This window comes from Kribbella sp. NBC_01484 (genome assembly GCF_036227145.1).
Classification (GTDB): Bacteria; Actinomycetota; Actinomycetes; order Propionibacteriales; family Kribbellaceae; genus Kribbella.
Window position 1 is genome coordinate 1,403,978 of sequence record NZ_CP109437.1, and the last position, 17,973, is coordinate 1,421,950.

At 69.8% G+C, this 17,973-nt stretch carries 16 protein-coding genes; 8 read left to right on the plus strand and 8 right to left on the minus strand.

Annotation, left to right across the window (positions count from 1 at the left end):
* The first annotated feature begins 29 nt into the window (after nt 1-29).
* On the plus strand, nt 30-2,054 hold the full coding sequence (locus tag OG555_RS06780) for a HelD family protein (protein WP_329481957.1): 2,025 nt from the start codon (nt 30-32) through the stop codon (nt 2,052-2,054).
* Here OG555_RS06780 and OG555_RS06785 read toward each other — a convergent pair.
* Genes OG555_RS06785 through OG555_RS06795 form a run of 3 tightly spaced genes read right to left on the minus strand, consistent with a single transcriptional unit; the run spans nt 2,031 to nt 5,694 of the window.
* Nucleotides 2,031-3,446, minus strand: coding sequence for a hypothetical protein (locus OG555_RS06785; RefSeq protein ID WP_329481958.1), 1,416 nt, complete (start codon nt 3,444-3,446; stop codon nt 2,031-2,033). The genes OG555_RS06780 and OG555_RS06785 overlap by 24 nt on opposite strands.
* Nucleotides 3,443-4,465 (minus strand): hypothetical protein, encoded by a 1,023-nt coding sequence (locus OG555_RS06790; RefSeq protein WP_329481959.1) that lies wholly within the window; start codon nt 4,463-4,465, stop codon nt 3,443-3,445. Before OG555_RS06790 ends, OG555_RS06785 begins: the two co-directional genes overlap by 4 nt.
* Nucleotides 4,466-4,503: 38 nt before the next feature.
* The gene (locus OG555_RS06795; protein WP_329481960.1) at nt 4,504-5,694 is read right to left on the minus strand and encodes an MFS transporter; all 1,191 of its coding nucleotides are present in this window, start codon (nt 5,692-5,694) and stop codon (nt 4,504-4,506) included.
* An 88-nt stretch (nt 5,695-5,782) separates the two neighbouring features.
* On the opposite strand from OG555_RS06795, the gene OG555_RS06800 reads away from it, so the two are divergent.
* Nucleotides 5,783-6,094: an ArsR/SmtB family transcription factor gene (locus OG555_RS06800; protein ID WP_329481961.1), complete on the plus strand. Its 312-nt coding sequence runs from the start codon at nt 5,783-5,785 to the stop codon at nt 6,092-6,094.
* 87 nt (nt 6,095-6,181) lie between these two features.
* Nucleotides 6,182-8,443 (plus strand): outer membrane protein assembly factor BamB family protein, encoded by a 2,262-nt coding sequence (locus OG555_RS06805; protein WP_329481962.1) that lies wholly within the window; start codon nt 6,182-6,184, stop codon nt 8,441-8,443.
* A gap of 16 nt (nt 8,444-8,459) precedes the next feature.
* On the opposite strand, the gene OG555_RS06810 is transcribed toward OG555_RS06805, so the two are convergent.
* The 3 genes from OG555_RS06810 to OG555_RS06820 all read right to left on the minus strand — a co-directional run bounded on the left by OG555_RS06810 (nt 8,460) and on the right by OG555_RS06820 (nt 10,842).
* Nucleotides 8,460-9,281 carry a class I SAM-dependent methyltransferase gene (locus tag OG555_RS06810; protein WP_329481963.1) on the minus strand — a complete coding sequence of 274 codons (822 nt, stop codon included), beginning with the start codon at nt 9,279-9,281 and terminating at the stop codon, nt 8,460-8,462.
* Nucleotides 9,278-9,901, minus strand: a complete 624-nt coding sequence (locus OG555_RS06815) for a TetR family transcriptional regulator (RefSeq protein WP_329481964.1) — start codon at nt 9,899-9,901, stop codon at nt 9,278-9,280. Before OG555_RS06815 ends, OG555_RS06810 begins: the two co-directional genes overlap by 4 nt.
* Nucleotides 9,902-9,966: 65 nt before the next feature.
* Nucleotides 9,967-10,842, minus strand: coding sequence for a Gfo/Idh/MocA family protein (locus OG555_RS06820; RefSeq protein WP_329481965.1), 876 nt, complete (start codon nt 10,840-10,842; stop codon nt 9,967-9,969).
* Nucleotides 10,843-11,018: 176 nt separating this feature from the next.
* On the opposite strand from OG555_RS06820, the gene OG555_RS06825 reads away from it, so the two are divergent.
* Nucleotides 11,019-13,400: an outer membrane protein assembly factor BamB family protein gene (locus OG555_RS06825; protein WP_329481966.1), complete on the plus strand. Its 2,382-nt coding sequence runs from the start codon at nt 11,019-11,021 to the stop codon at nt 13,398-13,400.
* A 314-nt stretch (nt 13,401-13,714) separates the two neighbouring features.
* On the plus strand, nt 13,715-14,902 hold the full coding sequence (tuf, locus tag OG555_RS06830) for an elongation factor Tu (protein ID WP_329481967.1): 1,188 nt from the start codon (nt 13,715-13,717) through the stop codon (nt 14,900-14,902).
* Nucleotides 14,903-14,919: 17 nt separating this feature from the next.
* On the opposite strand, the gene OG555_RS06835 is transcribed toward tuf, so the two are convergent.
* Nucleotides 14,920-15,192 carry a DUF4031 domain-containing protein gene (locus tag OG555_RS06835; RefSeq protein ID WP_329481968.1) on the minus strand — a complete coding sequence of 91 codons (273 nt, stop codon included), beginning with the start codon at nt 15,190-15,192 and terminating at the stop codon, nt 14,920-14,922.
* The gene (locus OG555_RS06840; protein ID WP_329481969.1) at nt 15,189-15,893 is read right to left on the minus strand and encodes a copper homeostasis protein CutC; all 705 of its coding nucleotides are present in this window, start codon (nt 15,891-15,893) and stop codon (nt 15,189-15,191) included. The genes OG555_RS06835 and OG555_RS06840 overlap by 4 nt, the downstream gene beginning before the upstream one ends.
* Before the next feature lie 121 nt (nt 15,894-16,014).
* On the opposite strand from OG555_RS06840, the gene OG555_RS06845 reads away from it, so the two are divergent.
* The 3 genes from OG555_RS06845 to OG555_RS06855 all read left to right on the plus strand — a co-directional run bounded on the left by OG555_RS06845 (nt 16,015) and on the right by OG555_RS06855 (nt 17,935).
* Nucleotides 16,015-17,052, plus strand: coding sequence for a LacI family DNA-binding transcriptional regulator (locus tag OG555_RS06845; protein WP_329481970.1), 1,038 nt, complete (start codon nt 16,015-16,017; stop codon nt 17,050-17,052).
* 119 nt (nt 17,053-17,171) lie between these two features.
* Nucleotides 17,172-17,387, plus strand: coding sequence for a hypothetical protein (locus OG555_RS06850; RefSeq protein WP_329481971.1), 216 nt, complete (start codon nt 17,172-17,174; stop codon nt 17,385-17,387).
* A 203-nt stretch (nt 17,388-17,590) separates the two neighbouring features.
* A complete protein-coding gene (locus OG555_RS06855) occupies nt 17,591-17,935 on the plus strand; it encodes a hypothetical protein (protein WP_329481972.1) in 345 nt (114 codons plus the stop codon).
* Nucleotides 17,936-17,973: the final 38 nt, after the last annotated feature.

The window sequence follows — 17,973 nt, forward strand, 5'->3', positions numbered from 1 at the left end:
CTCCCCCTGACTCCCGCCGGAGGTCCCGCATGCCCCCCGATACGACCGACATCCTCCAGGCCGAGAAGGATTACCTGAAGAGCTCGCGAGCCGCGCTGGCGGTGATGCGGGACAAGACCGGCGCGCTGGAGGTCCACAGCGCCGACCGGGTCAACCAGGAGTACCTGCAGGCCGCGATCTGGCGGCGGATGAAGGAGCTCGAGGACGACCCGGACGTGCCGCTGTTCTTCGGCCGGCTGGACTACCTCGAGGCCACCGACGAGACGTTCCACATCGGCCGGCGGCACGTGAACGACGACCAGGGCGAGCCGCTGGTGGTGGACTGGCGGGCGGACATCTCCGTGCCGTTCTACCGGGCCAGCCGGACCGAGCCGATGGGCGTGGGGGTACGCCGCCGGTTCGGCTTCACGCATGGCGAGATGACGGCCTTCGAGGACGAGGACCTCACCTCGAGCGCGCCGGCCGACGAACACAGCGACATCCTCGACGCGGAGATCGAGCGACCGCGTTCCGGCCCCATGCGCGACATCGTGGCGACCATCCAGCCGGAGCAGGACGTGATCGTCCGGGCTGGGGTCGACGACACCATCTGCGTCCAAGGCGCCCCCGGGACCGGGAAGACCGCGGTCGGTCTGCACCGCGCGGCGTACCTGCTCTATGCGTATCGCGACCAGCTCAGCCGGGCCGGAGTGCTCGTGGTCGGGCCGAACGCGAGCTTCCTGCGCTACATCGGCGACGTGCTGCCCGCGTTGGGTGAGATCGAGGCGAAGCAGACCACGGTCGAGGAGCTGGTCGCCCGGGTGCGGGTGGCGGGGCCGGGTCCGGCGGCGGTCGACGTACTCAAGGGCGATGCGCGGATGGCCGGCGTACTGCATCGGGCTGTGTGGTCGCAGGTGCGGATGCCGACGGAGGCGCTGGTGGTGCCGCGGGGATCACACCGGTGGCGGGTCCCGACGTACCAGGCCGAGGAGCTGGTCGCCGAGCTTGAGACGCGTGGAGTCCGGTACGGCGCCGGCCGGTCGATGTTGCCGCAGCGATTGGCGCACGCCGTTCTGCTGCGGATGGAGGCGGCCGGTGACTCACCGGACGACCGGGTGCAGGACTCGGTGGCCCGGAGCCGCCCGGTCAAGCAGTACGCCGAAGCACTCTGGCCCGCTGTGGATCCGGCGAAGCTGCTCTTCCGCCTCTTCACCGACCCGGGACTGCTGGCCGAGCACGCCGACGGGCTCCTCACTGCTGAAGAGCAGGCGCTCCTGATCTGGGACAAGGTGCCGCGGTCGGCCGGAGCCGCCAAGTGGTCGGTCGCCGATGCCACTCTGATCGACGAGATCGCCGATCTGGTCGACCGGACGCCGTCATTGGGTCACGTGGTGCTGGACGAGGCACAGGATCTGTCCGCGATGCAGCTGCGCGCAGTCGGTCGGCGGTGCTCGACCGGCTCGATGACAGTGCTCGGCGACATCGCCCAGGGCACCACTCCGTGGGCCACACCGTCGTGGGACGAGGCATTGAAGCACCTGGGCAAGACCGGCGCCCACACCGAGGAGCTGACCGCGGGCTTCCGCGTCCCCGGCCAGGTGATCGAGTACGCCGCCCGCCTGCTCCCCCTGATCGCACCACATCTCACCCCGCCGACCGCCGTACGACGGGCGCGCGGTGAGCTGATCATCGACCGGGTGCCGGACAGCCTGGCCGCCGCGGTGACGACCGTCGACGAGGTGTCGGCGCGGCTCGGCTCGATCGGTCTGATCGTCCCGGATGCCTTGGTTCCGGCGACCCGGCAGGCCTTGCAGGACAAGGGAATCGCCTTCTCCGTGCTGGGTGACGAGGACGACGTCGACGCGCACCTGGACGTCGTACCCGCCTCACTGGCGAAGGGCCTCGAGTTCGACCACGTCGTCCTGGTGGAGCCGGCCGGCATCGTGGCCGGTGAGGCCGACGAGCGGACCGGCCTCCGCCGCCTCTACGTCTGCCTCACCCGTGCGGTCACGTCGCTGGCCGTCCTGCACAGCAAAGACCTGCCTGACGTACTAGAAGCCACGCGAGCCGCCTGATCGCCGCGACGAGCGCCGCGACGAACCTCCGCCGCTCGACCGGGTGCGGGAGGACCAGGAGCTGCGACGGCGGGAGCCACTGGACCAGCCGCTGCCGCCGTCCGAGCCGGTGCCGGAGGACGCCGACCAGCTGCTCATAGAGGACCCGACGTCAGAGCTCCACCGGCTGAACCGCGCACCGAGGCGCCGGGAGCGCCACCGCGCCCGCATCCGCTCGCCAGTCCGGCGCGCGTCGTCGTCGGGGAACCACCAGCGCCGGCCGTCGCCCTGCGACCAGTAGCCGTCGATGTACGCGGACATGCCCTCGCCGACCATCCAGTACGGCCGCAGGTGGTCGCTCCACTCCTCGACCATCCGGACCTGCGGTTCCTCGCCGGCCACCGCCCGCTGCTTGCAGGCCGCACACACGCTGACCTCGCGGACGCTCCCCCGCTCCGGCTGCCACTCGACGGTGTCCGTGCTGGGCCCGTGGCGCGGGTCGAAGAAGCAGGGTGCCGTCGGCTCGGGGATCGGCTTGCCGGCACGTACGGCGTCCAGGCAGACCAGCCCGTAGCGGGCTGATCCCAGCAGCGACGTCACCGCCTCGACGTCCGCGTCACCCTTGGCCGCGTCGAGTCTGTGCCGGGCCTTCTCGACTGTGTCGAGCACATCCTTGGAGAGCTTGGACTGCTGCGGGTCGGACGTCGTCGGCAGCGCTGAGACCTGCTGCGACAGCGCGATGATCTCCTCGTTCAGCAGCGGCCGCGTGACCTCCAGGTGCTCCTTCTCGTCCTTCCGGCGTCCCCGGCGAGCGTCCAGCGCGGTCACGCCGAACAAGAGCCCGATCAGTCCGGCGACACCACCGGCGTACGGCGCTGCGTCGACGTAGAACGGCTTGTCGACCTGCTGAGCTCGTTGGATGAACCTGACCAGCATGTCCTGGTAGTCCGGCGCACAGCAGTCGACCGCCTGGTCCACCGCGTCCCCCACGTGGTACGTCGGCCCGTGGTCGGCTCGCTGGACGGCGTGGAAACCACGTCCGTCGGACTCCGAGTCCGCATCGACCAGTACGGCGTACACACCCTCGACGCCGACGCGGTCGTAGAGCTGGTCCGCGATCTCCTCGCCCTCCCAGGCGAGGTTCACGAAGTAGTCGCTGTCCGAGGTGTTGATCTTGGCCGCGGGGATCACCGCGATCCGGATCGGCGCCGCGGCACTCTTCGCCGCGGCGTCCAGCTCCGCGACCTCGGCCGGTGTCAGCTCCTTGACGTCCGGGTCGACCCAGACACCAGGGTCGCCGAGGTTGCCGGCCACGGCGTTCAGGTAGACGTCGGGGTCGGTGGCCGCGTGCGCCGGTACCCCCGGCAGCATCGAGGCCGCGACCAGTGCGAGCGCACCGAGCAGTCGTTTCATCGTGTTCCTCCCGAGAGCCCGTCGCGACAGGCACCACAGACCGGGACTTCCCGGGGCCGCCCGCCGGTTGGCGTGTACATCCAATCCGTCACGGACGTGCCGTGAGCGGGGTCGAAGAAGCAGGCCGCCCGTCGTGCCGGCTTGGGCGTTCCCGCGACGAGTGCCTGGGCGCAGGCGAGCCGCCAGCGCCCGTACTCGACAGTGGTCCGGACCTCGCGCAGCTTGTCGTCATCGGGCTCGCCGTCGACCAGGCGGCCGGCGTCGGCGTACGCATCCATCGCCGCCTGCACGTCTGCCGCAGTGTTCACGCCGTCCAGACGCACGTCCGCGGTATCCAGTTCCTCGCCGAACCGCGTCACGTCCTCGCGCGCCAGCGCCCTCCGCTCCGACAGACTGTCGGCCTCATCCGGCAGGACGGCGTACGACGGTCGATAGAGCGCAGGGCCTTCGTCCTTACCGGGCCGCGACTTCCACCAGCGCAGGGCCAGGCCGCCGGCGACCAGGAGAATGAGCACGATCAGAGCCGGCCACAGCCAGCCAGGCGGGCCGCTCGAAGCTTTGGGTACGTCGAGTTGGTCCAGCACTCCGTTGAGCGTGCCGACCGGATCGGAGCGGCTGTGCTTGTCCAGCTCGTCGGTCAGAATGCCGGCGATCGGGGTGTCGACCCCGACCGCGCTCCCCCAGGTGATCGCCCCGCCGAACACGACCAGATAGATGCCATCGGCCCGCTGCAGGTCCACCAGCTTGTCGACGTACGCACGGGCGGCGGCGCTGTTGTCACCACTCCCGTTCAAGGCCGCCACCGGGACCACTGCGATCCGGATGGCCGGATCCTGATCGCGCACCCGCCCGGCCAACTCGGCGGCGTCCTTGTCGGGGACCAGGGGGCGCTGCGACGGGTCGACGTACACCGACGAGGTCTTCCAGCCACCCACAACGGACGCCGGATCCGGACCGGGCACGGCCGCCGTCGGTGCGAGCACGGTCGACACGAAGAGGACCCCGGCGAGCAGACACATGGGCGCTAGCCTGCCCTAGCCGGGGTACCACTCAGTGATCAGTCGGCTGCAGCTGTGAGATAGATGTCCTCTTCGCGCTCCAGCTCCTCGACTCGCTGGAGAGCCGAGTCGCGCCAGAGCGCGAACAGCAGGCCGAGCACCGCCAGCGAGAGCACGGCGGACAGCAGCGGCAGGTAGCTCACACCGAATGCTTGGATGACCAGACCGCCCACCACAGCGGACAGTCCTGCGCCCAGGTAGATCGCGGACGCGTTGAGCGAGATCAGCAGGCCACCGCCGAGCTCCAGCAGGAGGTTCTGGATCGGCGGGTTGAAGGCCCACGTGAACATGCCCCAGATGAACAAGGCCGCAGCCGCGCCGACCTCGGTGGTCATCGTGAGGTCCAGCGTGCCGACGACGGCAGTGAGGCCGGTCAGCAGGACCAGGAGCGTGCGCAGGCTGCCGAATCGGTCCGTGGCGCGTCCTCCGACCAGGTTCCCGACCACGGCGCCCACGCCGTACACGAGAAGCAGGATGCCGGTGACACTGCCGGTCAAACCGGCGGAGTGCTTCAGCAGCGGCACGATGTAGATGTAGACGCTGAAGGCGCCGAGCACTCCGAGGACGGTCATCGCCAGAACGATCTGCACCCGCCGATCGGTCACACCGGCGAACCGCTCGCGCAGACTGACCACAGGAGGCGCGTCCACCCTCGGAAGCGCGGCCCGCTCGACGATGGCGACCAGTACGGCGATGACCGTGATCAGGGCGAAGACACCCTTGTAGCCGAGCGTCGGACCGAGCAGGCTGCCGGCCGGCACACCGAGCACCAGAGCGAAGGTCAGACCGCCGAACACGATGGCAACGGCCCTACCGCGTTCCTCGGGTGGCAGCAGTCCTGTCGCGAAGAGAGTGGCGGCGGGGGTGTAGACGGCGGCACCGAAGGCGGCCACCACACGACCGACGATCAGCACTGGGTAGTCGGTGGCGACCGCGGCGATGAGGTTGCCCAGCGCGGCCAGAACGAGTGCGGCGATGAGGAGGGTACGACGCTCCCACCGGCCGGTCAGTGTGGACAGGATCGGCGCGCCGACGGCGTACGACAGGGAGAACGCGGTGGCGAGCTGGCCCGCGGCGGTCAGCGAGACGTGGAGCTCGGAGCTGACGTCGGGCAGTACGCCGGACACGACGTACGCGCTGGTGCCGACCGCGAACGCGCCGGCGCCGAGCAGGTAGATCCGTGCGGACATCGGAGACCTTCCGGACGAGGTTCAATAGTTCGACCGTCATCGTACTACGAAGATCATCGAACTTCGACGTGCGTCGTATCATGGACATATGAGTAGTAAGGAACTCCCGCAGCCTGAGCGCGATGCCATCCGCGTCGAGACGGTGCTTCAGGCCCTCGGCGAACCGGTCCGGCTGCAGATCGTCCGCGCCCTCGCCGACGTGCCCCAGGGCATCGCCTGCGGCGAGATCGACCTCCCCGTCACCGCCTCGACCCGGGCGCACCACCTCCGCATCCTCCGCGAGGCCGGCGTCCTGTCCACCCACACCGAAGGCACCCGGCGGATCAGCAAGCTCCGCCGCACCGACCTCGAGTCCCTCTACCCCGGCCTCCTCTCCGGCGTCCTCGCCGCCCGCCGGTAGCCCTGTGCGAGCCTCGCACCGCAACCGCAAGCTGCCGGTCGGGTGATCGAGCGTTCGTTGTAGGGGTCGGACTGGCAAACTGGGGCAGTGGTCGAGCTGCGTGGGCGGTGGGGCGAGCTGGTGCCCGGCTCCGCCTCGCTCGCGGATGAACTGGTGGCGAGGTACGTAGAACGGACGCGCCGGGCCTACCGCGACCAGTACCTGGAGATCGTGCTGACGGCGCTGGACTCACTGATCCAGCTGTCCACCGACCCGACGTCGGTCCGGCTCGCGGCCTGGTTCCACCGGGCGGTCCATGAGCCGGGCGGCACACCGGCCGAGGACGCCGAGGCATCCGCCCGGCTGGCCCAGCAGATCCTCCCGCAGTACGGCGTACCACCGATCCGGATCGCGGAAGTCGCCCGCCTGATCCGCCTCACCGGCGAGCTCGCCGCACCCCCACCCGACTCCTACGCACCACCCCGGCGCGACGCGAACGGCGACGTACTCCTCGACGCCGTCAACGCGATCCTCTCCGCCGACCCCAGCCGGTACGCCGTCCACACCGCCGAAGTACGGCGGGACACGGGCGACCGCAAGGCCGCACTCGAGCAGCGGTACGACGAGGTCCGCGAACTGCTCGACGGCCACCTCTACCGCACCCAACTGGCCCGCCAACGACTCGGCCCGGTCGCCCGGGTCAACCTCGAGTCAGAGCTCGCCGGGCTGGACAGCCAACTCCCAGCACCCTGGCGTGGTTGGCAACAAGCCGCCCTGACCGCCACCGCCATCTTCAGCGCGATCGCCGCCGCCGTGGTCTCCATCGCCGCATCCGGTGCCTCATGGCAGGTCCCGACCGCCCAGAACGAGGCCGGCTGGCCTCCCGTCGTGCTGGCCGTCGTCGCGTTCTTCAGCGCACCGCTGCTGTTCCGCTGCGCCCGCAGTGCCAGCCAACGCTCTCGACTCATCGCAGGTGCGGTGGTCGCGATTGCTGTCACCGGACTGCTCGTCGCCTGGGCTCGGGTCCCGAGGATCAACCCAGCCGTCGGCGTGGGCCTGCGCGTTCCGCTGCTCATCGCTGCCCTGCTCCTGCTCCTGCTGGCCGGCTCCGCAGCACTGGTCGCCTCGCTATTGCGCACGAGAACTGCCCGCTTCCTCCCCGCCCGCAACCCCGGTCAGCAACTCGCCTGGCTGGCAGTGCCGGCCACGGTGGCACTCATCCTGCTGTTGATCATCCAGCCCGTGGCCCGCAACTACGTGCTGAGCTCCAACGAGCGAGTGGAAGGCACACCGAACGAGGCAGGCAAGGCGTCCCCGTCCGTCCTCGACGGCACGGTCGCCTGGGTCAGCAAGTCACTGCCGGGCTCCGGGGCCGAGCAGGCGATCGGCACCAGGTACGGCATCGCCGTCCCCCGGCAGAGCGGCGTGATCGAGATGCTCGACGCCGCGACCGGCGTACTGCGCTGGCGCTACAGCCGGTCCGATTCCGACGAGCAGCCGAACATCGTGGCGACCGGCGACGGTGACTACGTGCTCGCAGAGTTCGCCGACGTCGGCTACCTGCTGCTCGACGCGAGGACCGGTCACCGCAAGGCCGCGTGGCCCGGCCACACCCGCGACCGCCTGATCCAGCAGGCGCAACCACTACTGACCGGCGGGCCGGCGCCGGGCGGCTCCAGCAAACTGCACGGCGTCGACCCGGATGGACACGAGCGCTGGACGTTCGAGCCGGGCGGCTGCACGGATCTGGGCGCGGTCGCGACCGCTGAGACCGTGGTCGCGTTCGTGGGGCACAGCTGCAACGACGAGCCCGACGAGATGACCGCACTGGATCTGAAGTCCGGGAAGAGGCTGTGGACCAAGGCCTCCGCCGACGCCTACCGCCGACCCGTCGTTGTGGCCGGCCTGGTGGTCGTGGCCGAGCCTGGCGACGATTCCGACGCACCTGTCGCCCTCGCTGCCATCGATCCGCGGACAGGTGACGTCCGCTGGCGCTGGCCGGTGCCGCGGACCTGGGCGTGCCGGACGCTGCTCAACGCGGCCGGCAAGTACCTGGTCGTCGTGGACTGCCCAGGTCCCAGCACCTTGGAGAACCGCAAGACCGTGGTCACGGCCATCGACGCCAACACCGGCCTGACCGCCTGGCAGACGACCGCACCGGTCAGCCCGCGCATGAAGGTGACCGTCACCGCCGACGCCCGCGTGATCTCGCTCGGCCGCGGCACGACCGGGTGCGTCGCCAACGTGATCGGCAGCACCGGCTTCCGTCAGGTCCCGCTCCCCACCGGCATCTCCTGCGGCCGCGACCCTCGCGCCATCGGCAACCTCGTCCTCACCTCTGGCACCGACACCGTCATCGCACTGCGCTGATCCAGCAGCGGCTGATTCAGAAGCGATAGTGCAGTACGACGTTCCCGCGCCGGGACAACGACTCACTCCGGGCCGACAGCCGGTTGGCCCACCGCAGTCCTGCCGGGAACCGCTCGATCTCGGGCTCCCGGGTCAGCAGGATCTCCCGCACCAGCCGAAGCTTCGGGTTCCAGCTCTCCGGGGTGTGCGGATCGTCGAAACCCTCCGAGCGCATGATCGCCCGCACCGCCTTCGCGCCGGGATACACCTTCGCGGCCTTGACGGCGAAGGTCGAGTATCCGTTGAAGGCGATCTCGCCGCTCGGGAAATGCTCGATGATCCGGTTCAGGATCGCGCTCCACTCCGCCAGCGGGAAGAACGCGAGCAGCCCGTCCGCGACGATGACGGCCGGCCGGTCCGTGGGGATCCGGTCCAGCCAACCGGGCTCGGCGAGATCAGCCGCGTGGTTGTGCACGTGCGGGCGCGCCGGGACCAGCTGCTGCCGCGCGGTGATCACGTCGGGGAAGTCGACGTCGTACCAGTCCACCGTCGGTGGTACGTCGATCCGCGTCGCGCGCGAGTCCAGCCCGGCACCGAGGTCGAGCCCGATCGCGTCCGGATGACGGGTGACGAAGTCGCGGGCGATCTCGTCCAGCTTCAGCGCCCGGTGCGCGATGTAGATCACGCTGCTCGGGCTGATCTTGAGCTTGCCGTAGTCGTAATCGACCGTACGGACGATCTGGTCCGCCAGCTCGTCACGCAGCAACGGGTCTTCGCGCCGGTTGTCCAGCGCCCGGCCGCACAACGTCAGCCAGAGACTGTCCTCCAGCTGGTCGAAGACCGGGAGCGTGATCGTCATGATTGGCTCATCTCCTCATCTGCCGCGGCTGCCGTCCGCAGCGCGGTGTCGTCGGTGTAGAGGCCGTACGTGTAGAGCTCGAGCGTCGGCACCGCCAGCCGGCGCAGCACGTCCGGCCCGAACTCCTCCTGGCCGAGCGCTCGCGCGAGGGCCGGCGGCATCGTCAACGTGGCCAGGCTGAGCAGCACGTTCAGCACTGCGAGCGCCCGCGGATCCGATGACTCGCGCATGCGGCCGGCGTCCACCCCCGCCCGGTGCACCGCCTCCGACTCGCCGACGATGCGGTCGACGAAGGTCTGCGCGGCCGGCGAGTCCTCCGCCATCGCCCGCGTCATGTACTGCACCTGCCGCCGATAGCCGTCCGGATCCGCCAGGTACTCGCCCAGCAGATCCGGTGTCCCGGCCGCCCGGGCCCGGCGGGTCAGCACCTGGAGCACGAACTCGTCGCAGGCCGCCCGCAACCCGTCCTTGCTGCCGAAGTGGTGAATGACCAGGCCGGCACTGACGCCCGCGGCCGCCGCGATCGCCCGCAGGTTGGTCTTCTCGAAGCCGTCCCGGGCGAACAGCTCGACCGCCGCATTGCGGATCCTGGCCCGCGCGGTGAGGTCTTCTGAACGCATGTTCAATAGACTAAACACATGTTCAACGCCGCGCAAGCTGATCGAGGTGTACGGCGCTCCGGACGTCAGGCGAGCTGCAGCTCGGCAGCGGCGAGGAGCTCGACGATGCGCGTGCCGAAGGCGACGTCGACGGGGTGCGACTCGCCCGACTCGGCCGCGGCGACCAACTCCTCAGCAGCGAGTCGCAACGCATCGATCGCGGACGTCTCGGCGGCCGGCAGGAGCGCCGTACCGGTCTCTCCCCAGACGCCGGTCTCGAAGTTGCTGCCCAGGGGCGGAGCAGAAAGCGAGATGCTGGCGGTGCTGGTGGCTCCGGACTCGTGGGTGAGGACGAGGTGGACCAGGCCGCCGGCACCGCCGACGGCGGCCAGCTCGACGATCGGGCCGAGCATCGCGGTCAGGTTGGCCAGGGCGTGCGGGCCGACGTCCCAGATGGCACCACGCCGCTCGCGTCGCCAGGGTGAGTCGATGAGCGGCTTGCCCGGTTCGTCGAGGGCGGCGAGCATGCGGGTCCAGCCGCCTTTCCAGCCTCCCCGCGCCCGGATCTCCGCGAAGAACGACCGCAGCGGTTGCTGGAACCGGCTGGTGAAGAACACCACCGACGCGATGCCCTCGTCCGCGGCCTCGTCCGCCAACGCCCGGGCGTCGTCCAGCGAGTCCGCGACCGGCTTGTCCAGCAGCAGATGCTTGCCCACGGCGGCGGCCTCCAGCGCCATCGACGCCTGCACCTTCGGCGGTACGGCGAACGCGACCGCATCCACCGACTCCAGTAACTCCGCGTAGTCGCCGTATGGCGCAACATCCAGCTCCCCCGCGAGCGCCCTGGTTTTGTCGGCGTGTCGCCCCCACACGCCCACCAGTTCCACGCCGGATGCGGCGTTCAACCCCGGTCCATGCGTCCGCCGAGCCCAGGAACCCGTGCCGACCAACCCGAATCGCATGCACTTCTCCTCGCGCCGGAACTGTGACCTGCACCGCAATTTCACCGCTGGAATTCGGTGCCTGGTGCACCCATCGAAGCGGCTAGGTGACGAGCCGATATCGCTTTGGCCACGACCCTATCCGGGAGCCCCGGATCGGTCGGTACAGGCTCCCGGGGAGTGCGAGACTCCCAGCCATGGACTTGCGCGACCAGTGGAATCGCCTGCTGCCGCACGCGCAACCGTTGGGCGAAGACCTGCTGGCTCGCTACGCAGAGCAACAGCGGCACTATCACGACCAGCGGCACCTGACCGAGGTCCTGGAGACCATCGACGAGCTGGCCGACGCCGCCGACGACGCGGACACGGTCCGGCTGGCGGCGTGGTTCCACGACGCGATCTACGACCCTCAGGCCGACCCCGGCGAGAACGAGGAGGTCTCGGCCCAGCTGGCCGAGCTCGAGCTGGCGGCGTACGGCGTCGAGGCCGGGCGGGTCGAGGAGATCGGCCGGCTGGTCCGCCTGACCGCCAAGCACGACTGCGAGCCGGACGACCGCAACGGCGCCGTCCTGTGCGACGCCGATCTGCGCATCCTGAGCGCGGTACCGCAGCGGTACGACGAGTACTCCGCCGGCATCCGGCAGGAGTACGGGCACATCGCCGACCGGGACTTCGCCCGCGGCCGGATCTCGTTCCTGCAGAGCCTGGCCGGGACCCGGCTGTACGCGACCACCCGAGGTCATGACCATTGGGAGCGAGCAGCCCGCGACAACATCGCCCGGGAGGTCGGCACCTTAGGCCCTAAGGCCGCCCGGCCGATCGGCGGGCTGATCCCGGTCATCTACTTCGGTGCGGCGCTCGGTGTGGTCATCGCCTCCTCGGTCCTGCTCGGCCGCGGCCTCGGCGCGGCCGCCAAGTGGCCCGCCGGCCCGGACGACGTCAGCGGCTTCCCGGTCTGGACGCCGATCGCTGGTACGGCGCTGTCGGCCGGACTGGCCTGCGCATGGTTCCGCCGAACCCAACCGCGGCTGTTGAGCATCCCTGCACTTGTGTTCGCAGTGGTCGGAGTGGTCGCTGTCGGCATCTGCTGGTGGAGCTGGCCGGCCGCACAGCCCGGTGCGGCCATGTCCGAGCGCTGGCCGTACCTGATGCTCGCGTCCGTCGCCTTGGTGCTGGCTGGTGCGCTCTTGTCTCTGGCGAGACGGCTGCGGCTCGCACCGCCGTACGCGCAGGCTCCGCCGCGGACGCTGGGTCTCGGCGCCACTGTGGCGTGCGCAGCGCTACTGGCCTGGATCGTGGTGTCGGCCGGTGAGCCGTTCGTACAGGCCCGGCTGGAGACCGCCAACACGGTGAGTACGACGACCACCATCGCCCCCAACCAGATGCCGGTGCAGCTCGACGGGACGCTCGCCTGGAGCCGCGAAGTGCCCGCCACGGGCGCTATCGCTGGTACGGCGGGCGGCGTGGCCGAATTGCGCTCCGACGGCGTGGTCATGTCCGACGCGACCACCGGCCAGATCCGCTGGCGGTACTCGCGCTCCGACGTCCAGGACGCCGCGTCCAGTGGCTCCAAGGGCCTCCTGGTCTCCGCTGACGGCCGGACCATCGCCGCGCACCTCCCGTCCGCGGACTATCGCGATCCGGCGGGCATCGACCTGCCGACGTACGCAGTACTCGATGCGGTGAGCGGAAAGGTGCTGACCGAGGTCCACACCGACGGGACCGCCCTGGCCGTCGACCAAGACCAGTTGCTGGTGGCGGAGGACAACTACGTCGTGGCCCACGGCGTGAGCAGTCCGACGCACTGGCGCACGCAACTGCGCTGCAACGTGACACAGGGCGAGCTGATCGGCGACCAGGCGGTCGTCGTCGACGCGTGCGGTGGCAACAGTGCCGTCGTACGCGGTCTGGATGTCAAGACCGGTGACCAGCGCTGGGAGGTCGATCTGGGGAGCAGGTTCGACCTGAGTGCCGAGCTGGAGCCGTCCACCTGGGTCGGCGACCTGGTCGCCGTACCTGACACCCGGGAGGTCTCCGGACTGATCTGGACCGGCGCCGCGGGTGGAACGCTCTTCCAGTGGTCTGTCGATGTCGGCGAGGGCCGCATCATCTGGACAACCCCGGTGCCGGGCACACCGCGGCCCCGACTCGGGTCCGCGTCGTGCGACGCACAGCTCGCCGCCACCCACGCATCTCTCGTCCTGATCACCTGCCGGAACGCCAGCGACGTCGGACAGCCGCAGACGTACGACGTCTCCGCGTCGAGCCCCGCAGACGGCACACCGCAGTGGCACCACCTGCTGGAGGTGCCACCGAAGCTGCAGCAGCCGGAGTACCCGCGGGACGGGTTCGGACTGCTGCCGGACGGGCGGGTCGTCACGCTGATGCCGCAGCCGAACGGAAGCTGCTCACCGGTGATGATCGGCGCCACCGGCGTCCAGCCCCGCCCGATCCTGGCCGGCACCACCGCGAAGCCGGTCGCAGTGTCCGAAGTGGTCACCTGCAACAAGCCGGCCGTCACCGTCGCCGGCGCCCGCCCCATCTTCTCCGACGGCAGCAGGCTCTTCGCCCTCAACTGACCTCGCCTCCCGCTCCGGCGCGGCGCGGGAATTTCTGTTGCCGTCGGCAGCGTTCCTACCTACCGTGATCCGCATGTCCCGCGTGGTTTTCGAGTCCGACCTGTCAGGCACCGGCCTGACGGGCGCTCCCACGTGGGCGTCAGCTGATTCAGCAACCTTCACCGGCGCGCGAATCCGACCCTCCTCCTGCTGAGCAGGACCCGCGGAGGAGGGTGGTCGCTCACCGGCCCCCTCCGCGCGGTGACAGCGCTGCGGAAGGCAGCCCGGAGGGTCCTGGCTCGCATCGAATCTTCTGACAGCAAAGGGAAATCTTCATGGCCAAGAGCCAGTTCGTGCGGACCAAGCCGCACCTCAACATCGGGACGATGGGTCACGTCGACCACGGCAAGACCACCCTGACGGCCGCGATCACCAAGGTGCTCGCCGACCGCGACCCGAGCGTCAACCACTTCGTGGCGTTCGACGGCATCGACCGGGCGCCCGAGGAGGTCCAGCGCGGGATCACCATCAACATCTCGCACGTCGAGTACGAGACCGCGACCCGGCACTACGCGCACGTCGACATGCCCGGGCACGCCGACTACGTGAAGAACATGATCACCGGCGCCGCGCAGGTGGACGCCGCGATCCTGGTCGTCTCCGCACAGGACGGCGCCATGCCGCAGACGCGGGAGCACGTGCTGCTCGCGCGCCGGGTGGGCGTGCCGTACCTGGTGGTCGCGCTGAACAAGGCGGACACCGTCGACGACCCCGAGCTGCTCGACCTGGTCGAGCTGGAGGTCCGTGAACTCCTGTCGGAGTACGGCTTCCCGGGCGACGACGTACCGGTCGTCCGCGTCTCCGGACTGCGGGCGCTGGAAGGTGACCCGCAGTGGACCGCCGCGATCGGTGAGCTGCTGGACGCGGTCGACTCCTACGTACCGGTGCCGGACCGCGTGCTGGGCGAGCCGTTCCTGATGCCGATCGAGAACGTGCTCACCATCAGCGGCCGCGGCACGGTGGTCACCGGTGCGGTCGAGCGCGGTTCGCTGAAGCTCGGCGACGCGGTCGAGGTGGTCGGGCTCGGCCCGACTGTCACCAGTACGGCGATCGGGATGGAGACGTTCGGCAAGACGCTGGCGTCCGCGGAGGCGGGCGACAACGCGGCAGTGCTGCTGCGTGGCGTGAAGCGCGACGAGGTCCGTCGCGGCCAGGTGGTGGCGTTGCCGGGCAGTGTGCACCCGCACCGGACGTTCCGGGCGACCCTGCACGCACTGTCCACGGCCGAGGGTGGCCGGCACACCCCCTTCGCCGCGGACTACCGCCCGCAGTTCTACTTCCGTACGACGGATGTCTCCGGTGGCATCGACCTGGGTGAGATCACCCTGGTCATGCCGGGCGACACCATCGAGCTCGGCGTGGAACTGGAGAAGCCGGTCGCCATGACCGTCGGCCTCGGCTTCGCCGTCCGCGAAGGCGGCCACACCGTCGCCGCGGGCACAGTCACCGAGCTGCTCGACTGACCCAACGGCCCTCAACCTCAATCGGTTGGGGGCCGTTGTCTTTTCCGGTGACGCAAACCGGAAGCAATCAATCGACGAACCACTTCCCGACTGGACACCGGGACCGCACCGGCAGCGACCAGGTCGTCGTACCGCTCGCTTGGTACGTCGTAATGGTCCCGGTCGAAGCCGCGGGCGGGGATGCCGGCGGCCTTCGCGAAGGCGTGGAGCTCCTCGTAGGACTCGTCGCTGACGAGGTGGGACCAGAGACGGTTCCAGGCCGGCCAGGCCGGTGGGTCGATGAGGATCATTCGCGCGCGTCCTGGGCGTCGAGCAGGTTGCGCCAGGAACGCACGAAGCGGGAGTTCACGTACGCCTTGGTCCACGATCCGTCCTGACGGACCGACGAGCCGACATGGAAACGCCGTACGCCGCTCTGGTACAGCCACGGCACGTGCTCCGGCTGGAGTCCACCGCCCGCCATCATCACGCCGGCGATCGCGGCGTCCTCCTTGGCCAGTTTGCACAGATCGTCCAGCCCATGTGCGACACCGATCGACGACCCGGCCGTCAGCACGCAGTCCAGCCCGGCCAGCGAGCGGAGTGCTCGCCACGCCGGCCCCTGCTCCAGTACGGCGTCGATCGCACGATGGAACGTCCACGGCGTACCGGCGAAGGTGCTGGCCAAGGCGGCCACCGACTCGACATCCACCTGGTTGTCGGGTGTCAGGAACCCCAGGACGAAGCCGTCCGCGCCGGCCGAGAGGTAGGACTGCGCCATCGCGGTCAACCTGTTCTGCTCGGCGCCGCTGAGCGTGAAGGAGTCCGACAGCCGCAGCATCACCCGCAACGGCAGGTCGGTCGACCGCCGGATCGCACTGACCGTCGACACCGACGGCGACAACCCGTCCGCCTCCATCGACGCGCACAGCTCCAGCCGGTCCGCCCCACCCTCCTGCGCCGCCTCCGCATCGGCGGGATGCAGCGCAATCACCTCCAGCAACGAACCCATGAGGGTCATCATCTCGCACCGCCGGTCAGACCTCGCGGAAATAGGTGTTGCACTCCCCCGGGGTCTTCTGTATCGTTTTTCTAGAACGATTTAGTAGAACGATGTAGAAAGGAGTCGGACGATGGCTGGGGTCACCCTGAAAACCGTGGCGAAGGCCGTGGGAGTGTCGCCGTCGACCGTCTCCAACGCCTACAACAAGCCCGACCAACTGTCCGCCGCGCTCCGCGAGCGGATCCTGAGCACCGCCCACGAGCTCGGGTACTCCGGTCCGGACGCATCCGCCCGGGCTCTGCGCAGCGGCAAGGCCGGTGCGATCGGGGTCCTGTTCACCGACAAGCTGTCCTACGCCTTCTCGGATCCGTACGCGGTCGGCTTCCTGGCCGGCCTGGCCGAGGTCGCGGAGGAATTCAGCACCAGCCTGCTGCTGATGCCACTCAGCTCGACCGACATCGCCGGCGGCAGCAACGCCGTCCAGCAGGCCTCCATCGACGGTGCGGCGATCTTCTGTGTGCCGGGTGGTCATCCGGCGCTCGAGATCCTCGCCAACCGTGGCATCGCGGCGGTGTCCACCGACCGCGGCGACCACCCGGACCTGTCCTGGGTCGCCATCGACGAGGTGGAGGCGGCCGCGCAACTGGGCGAGCACCTGGCCCGGCTCGGTCACCGCGACGTCGTCGTACTGGTCGACAACGCCCAGGCGGCCGGGGGCCGTCCGGTGGAGCTGACGCCGGACGAGGTCGGCTACACCGACTGCGAGCTGCGGATTCGCGGCCTGCAGAAGACGATGCCGGACGCGCGGCTGCGGATCGTCTCCGGCGGCCACAACGCGTTCAGCTCCGGGCTCGCCGGCGCGGAGTGGGTGCTCGACTCGCAGGACCGGCCGACCGCGATCGTCGGCCTGAGCGACGTCCAGGCACTCGGCGCGATGGAGGCGATGAAGGTCCGCGGCCTGACCCCAGGCCGGGATCTGACCGTGGCCGGCTTCGACGACATCCCGGCCGCGGGACCGGCCGGACTGACCACGGTCCACCAGCCGATCAAGGACAAGGGCCGCGCGGTCGGCCGGATGCTGCTGGACCCGGTCACCACCGAGCGACAGCTCCTGATGCCGACCGAGCTCGTCGTCCGTAAGAGCAGCGGACCGGCACCTCGACGCTGACAATTCCACACCACACCTAGGCCCCACTTCCGGGTTCCTGGGTTGATACCGCACGACTTCTTCCGACGGCCGGACCGGCCGCCGGCCGACCCACCACGCTCTCGGGAGGGAGCAGAACCATGACGTACTTCATCGCCGGCAACACCGCAGTCGAGAACGCTCGCGCAGTCGCGCAGTCGGCGCTCCCGAACGCTCCCCAGCAGCCGTACCACGAGCCGGCCCCGCGCCGTACTCTCGCGGCCCGCACCCGGCTCAGCGCCGTACTGCGCTCCGCCGCCGAACGCGAGCTCCGCCTCGCCGACCGCCTCGACCCCGCCTGCCCCACCGCCGGCTGACCCCGGCCGGCTGACCCCGCCCCACGCCGACCGGCCCTCGCCGGCTGACCACGCGAGCGGATAACCCCTCGCGGTGCCGGTTCTCCCGCCTTCATACGGTGGGAGAACCGGCTACTCCGGGGAATCTCCCCTGGAGTGACCGGTGGGTGGGCGGCGAGGGAGGCGTGGGGTTTTGTCGGTTCGGTCTGGCACTCTGAAGGGCGATGAGTGAGCCAAGGGTGTTGCTGACCGCCCGAGCCATGGTCCTGCACGACCTGGCCGCGCGGGGATTCGACGACGCGGTGATGGTGTCGTTGCTCGAGGACGCGGTGGCCGGCCGGCAGTGGTGGCTGGACCAGTGGCCGGACGGCGCGGAGCACATCGCCGGGCTGGTTGCGCAGGACGTTCAGGACCGCCTGGTCGACTCCGGCGTCCGCTGGCCGCGCTGTACGGCGTGCGACGACCTCAACGACCACGAGCTGCGGATCGAGCCCGAGCTCGGCCCCGATCCGCACTGGGTCTGCGAACGCGCTGGGATCGAGGTCGCCCCACTCGGCCACCTCACCTGACAAACCCCCGGACGACGGTTCGGGGAATACCTGATTGA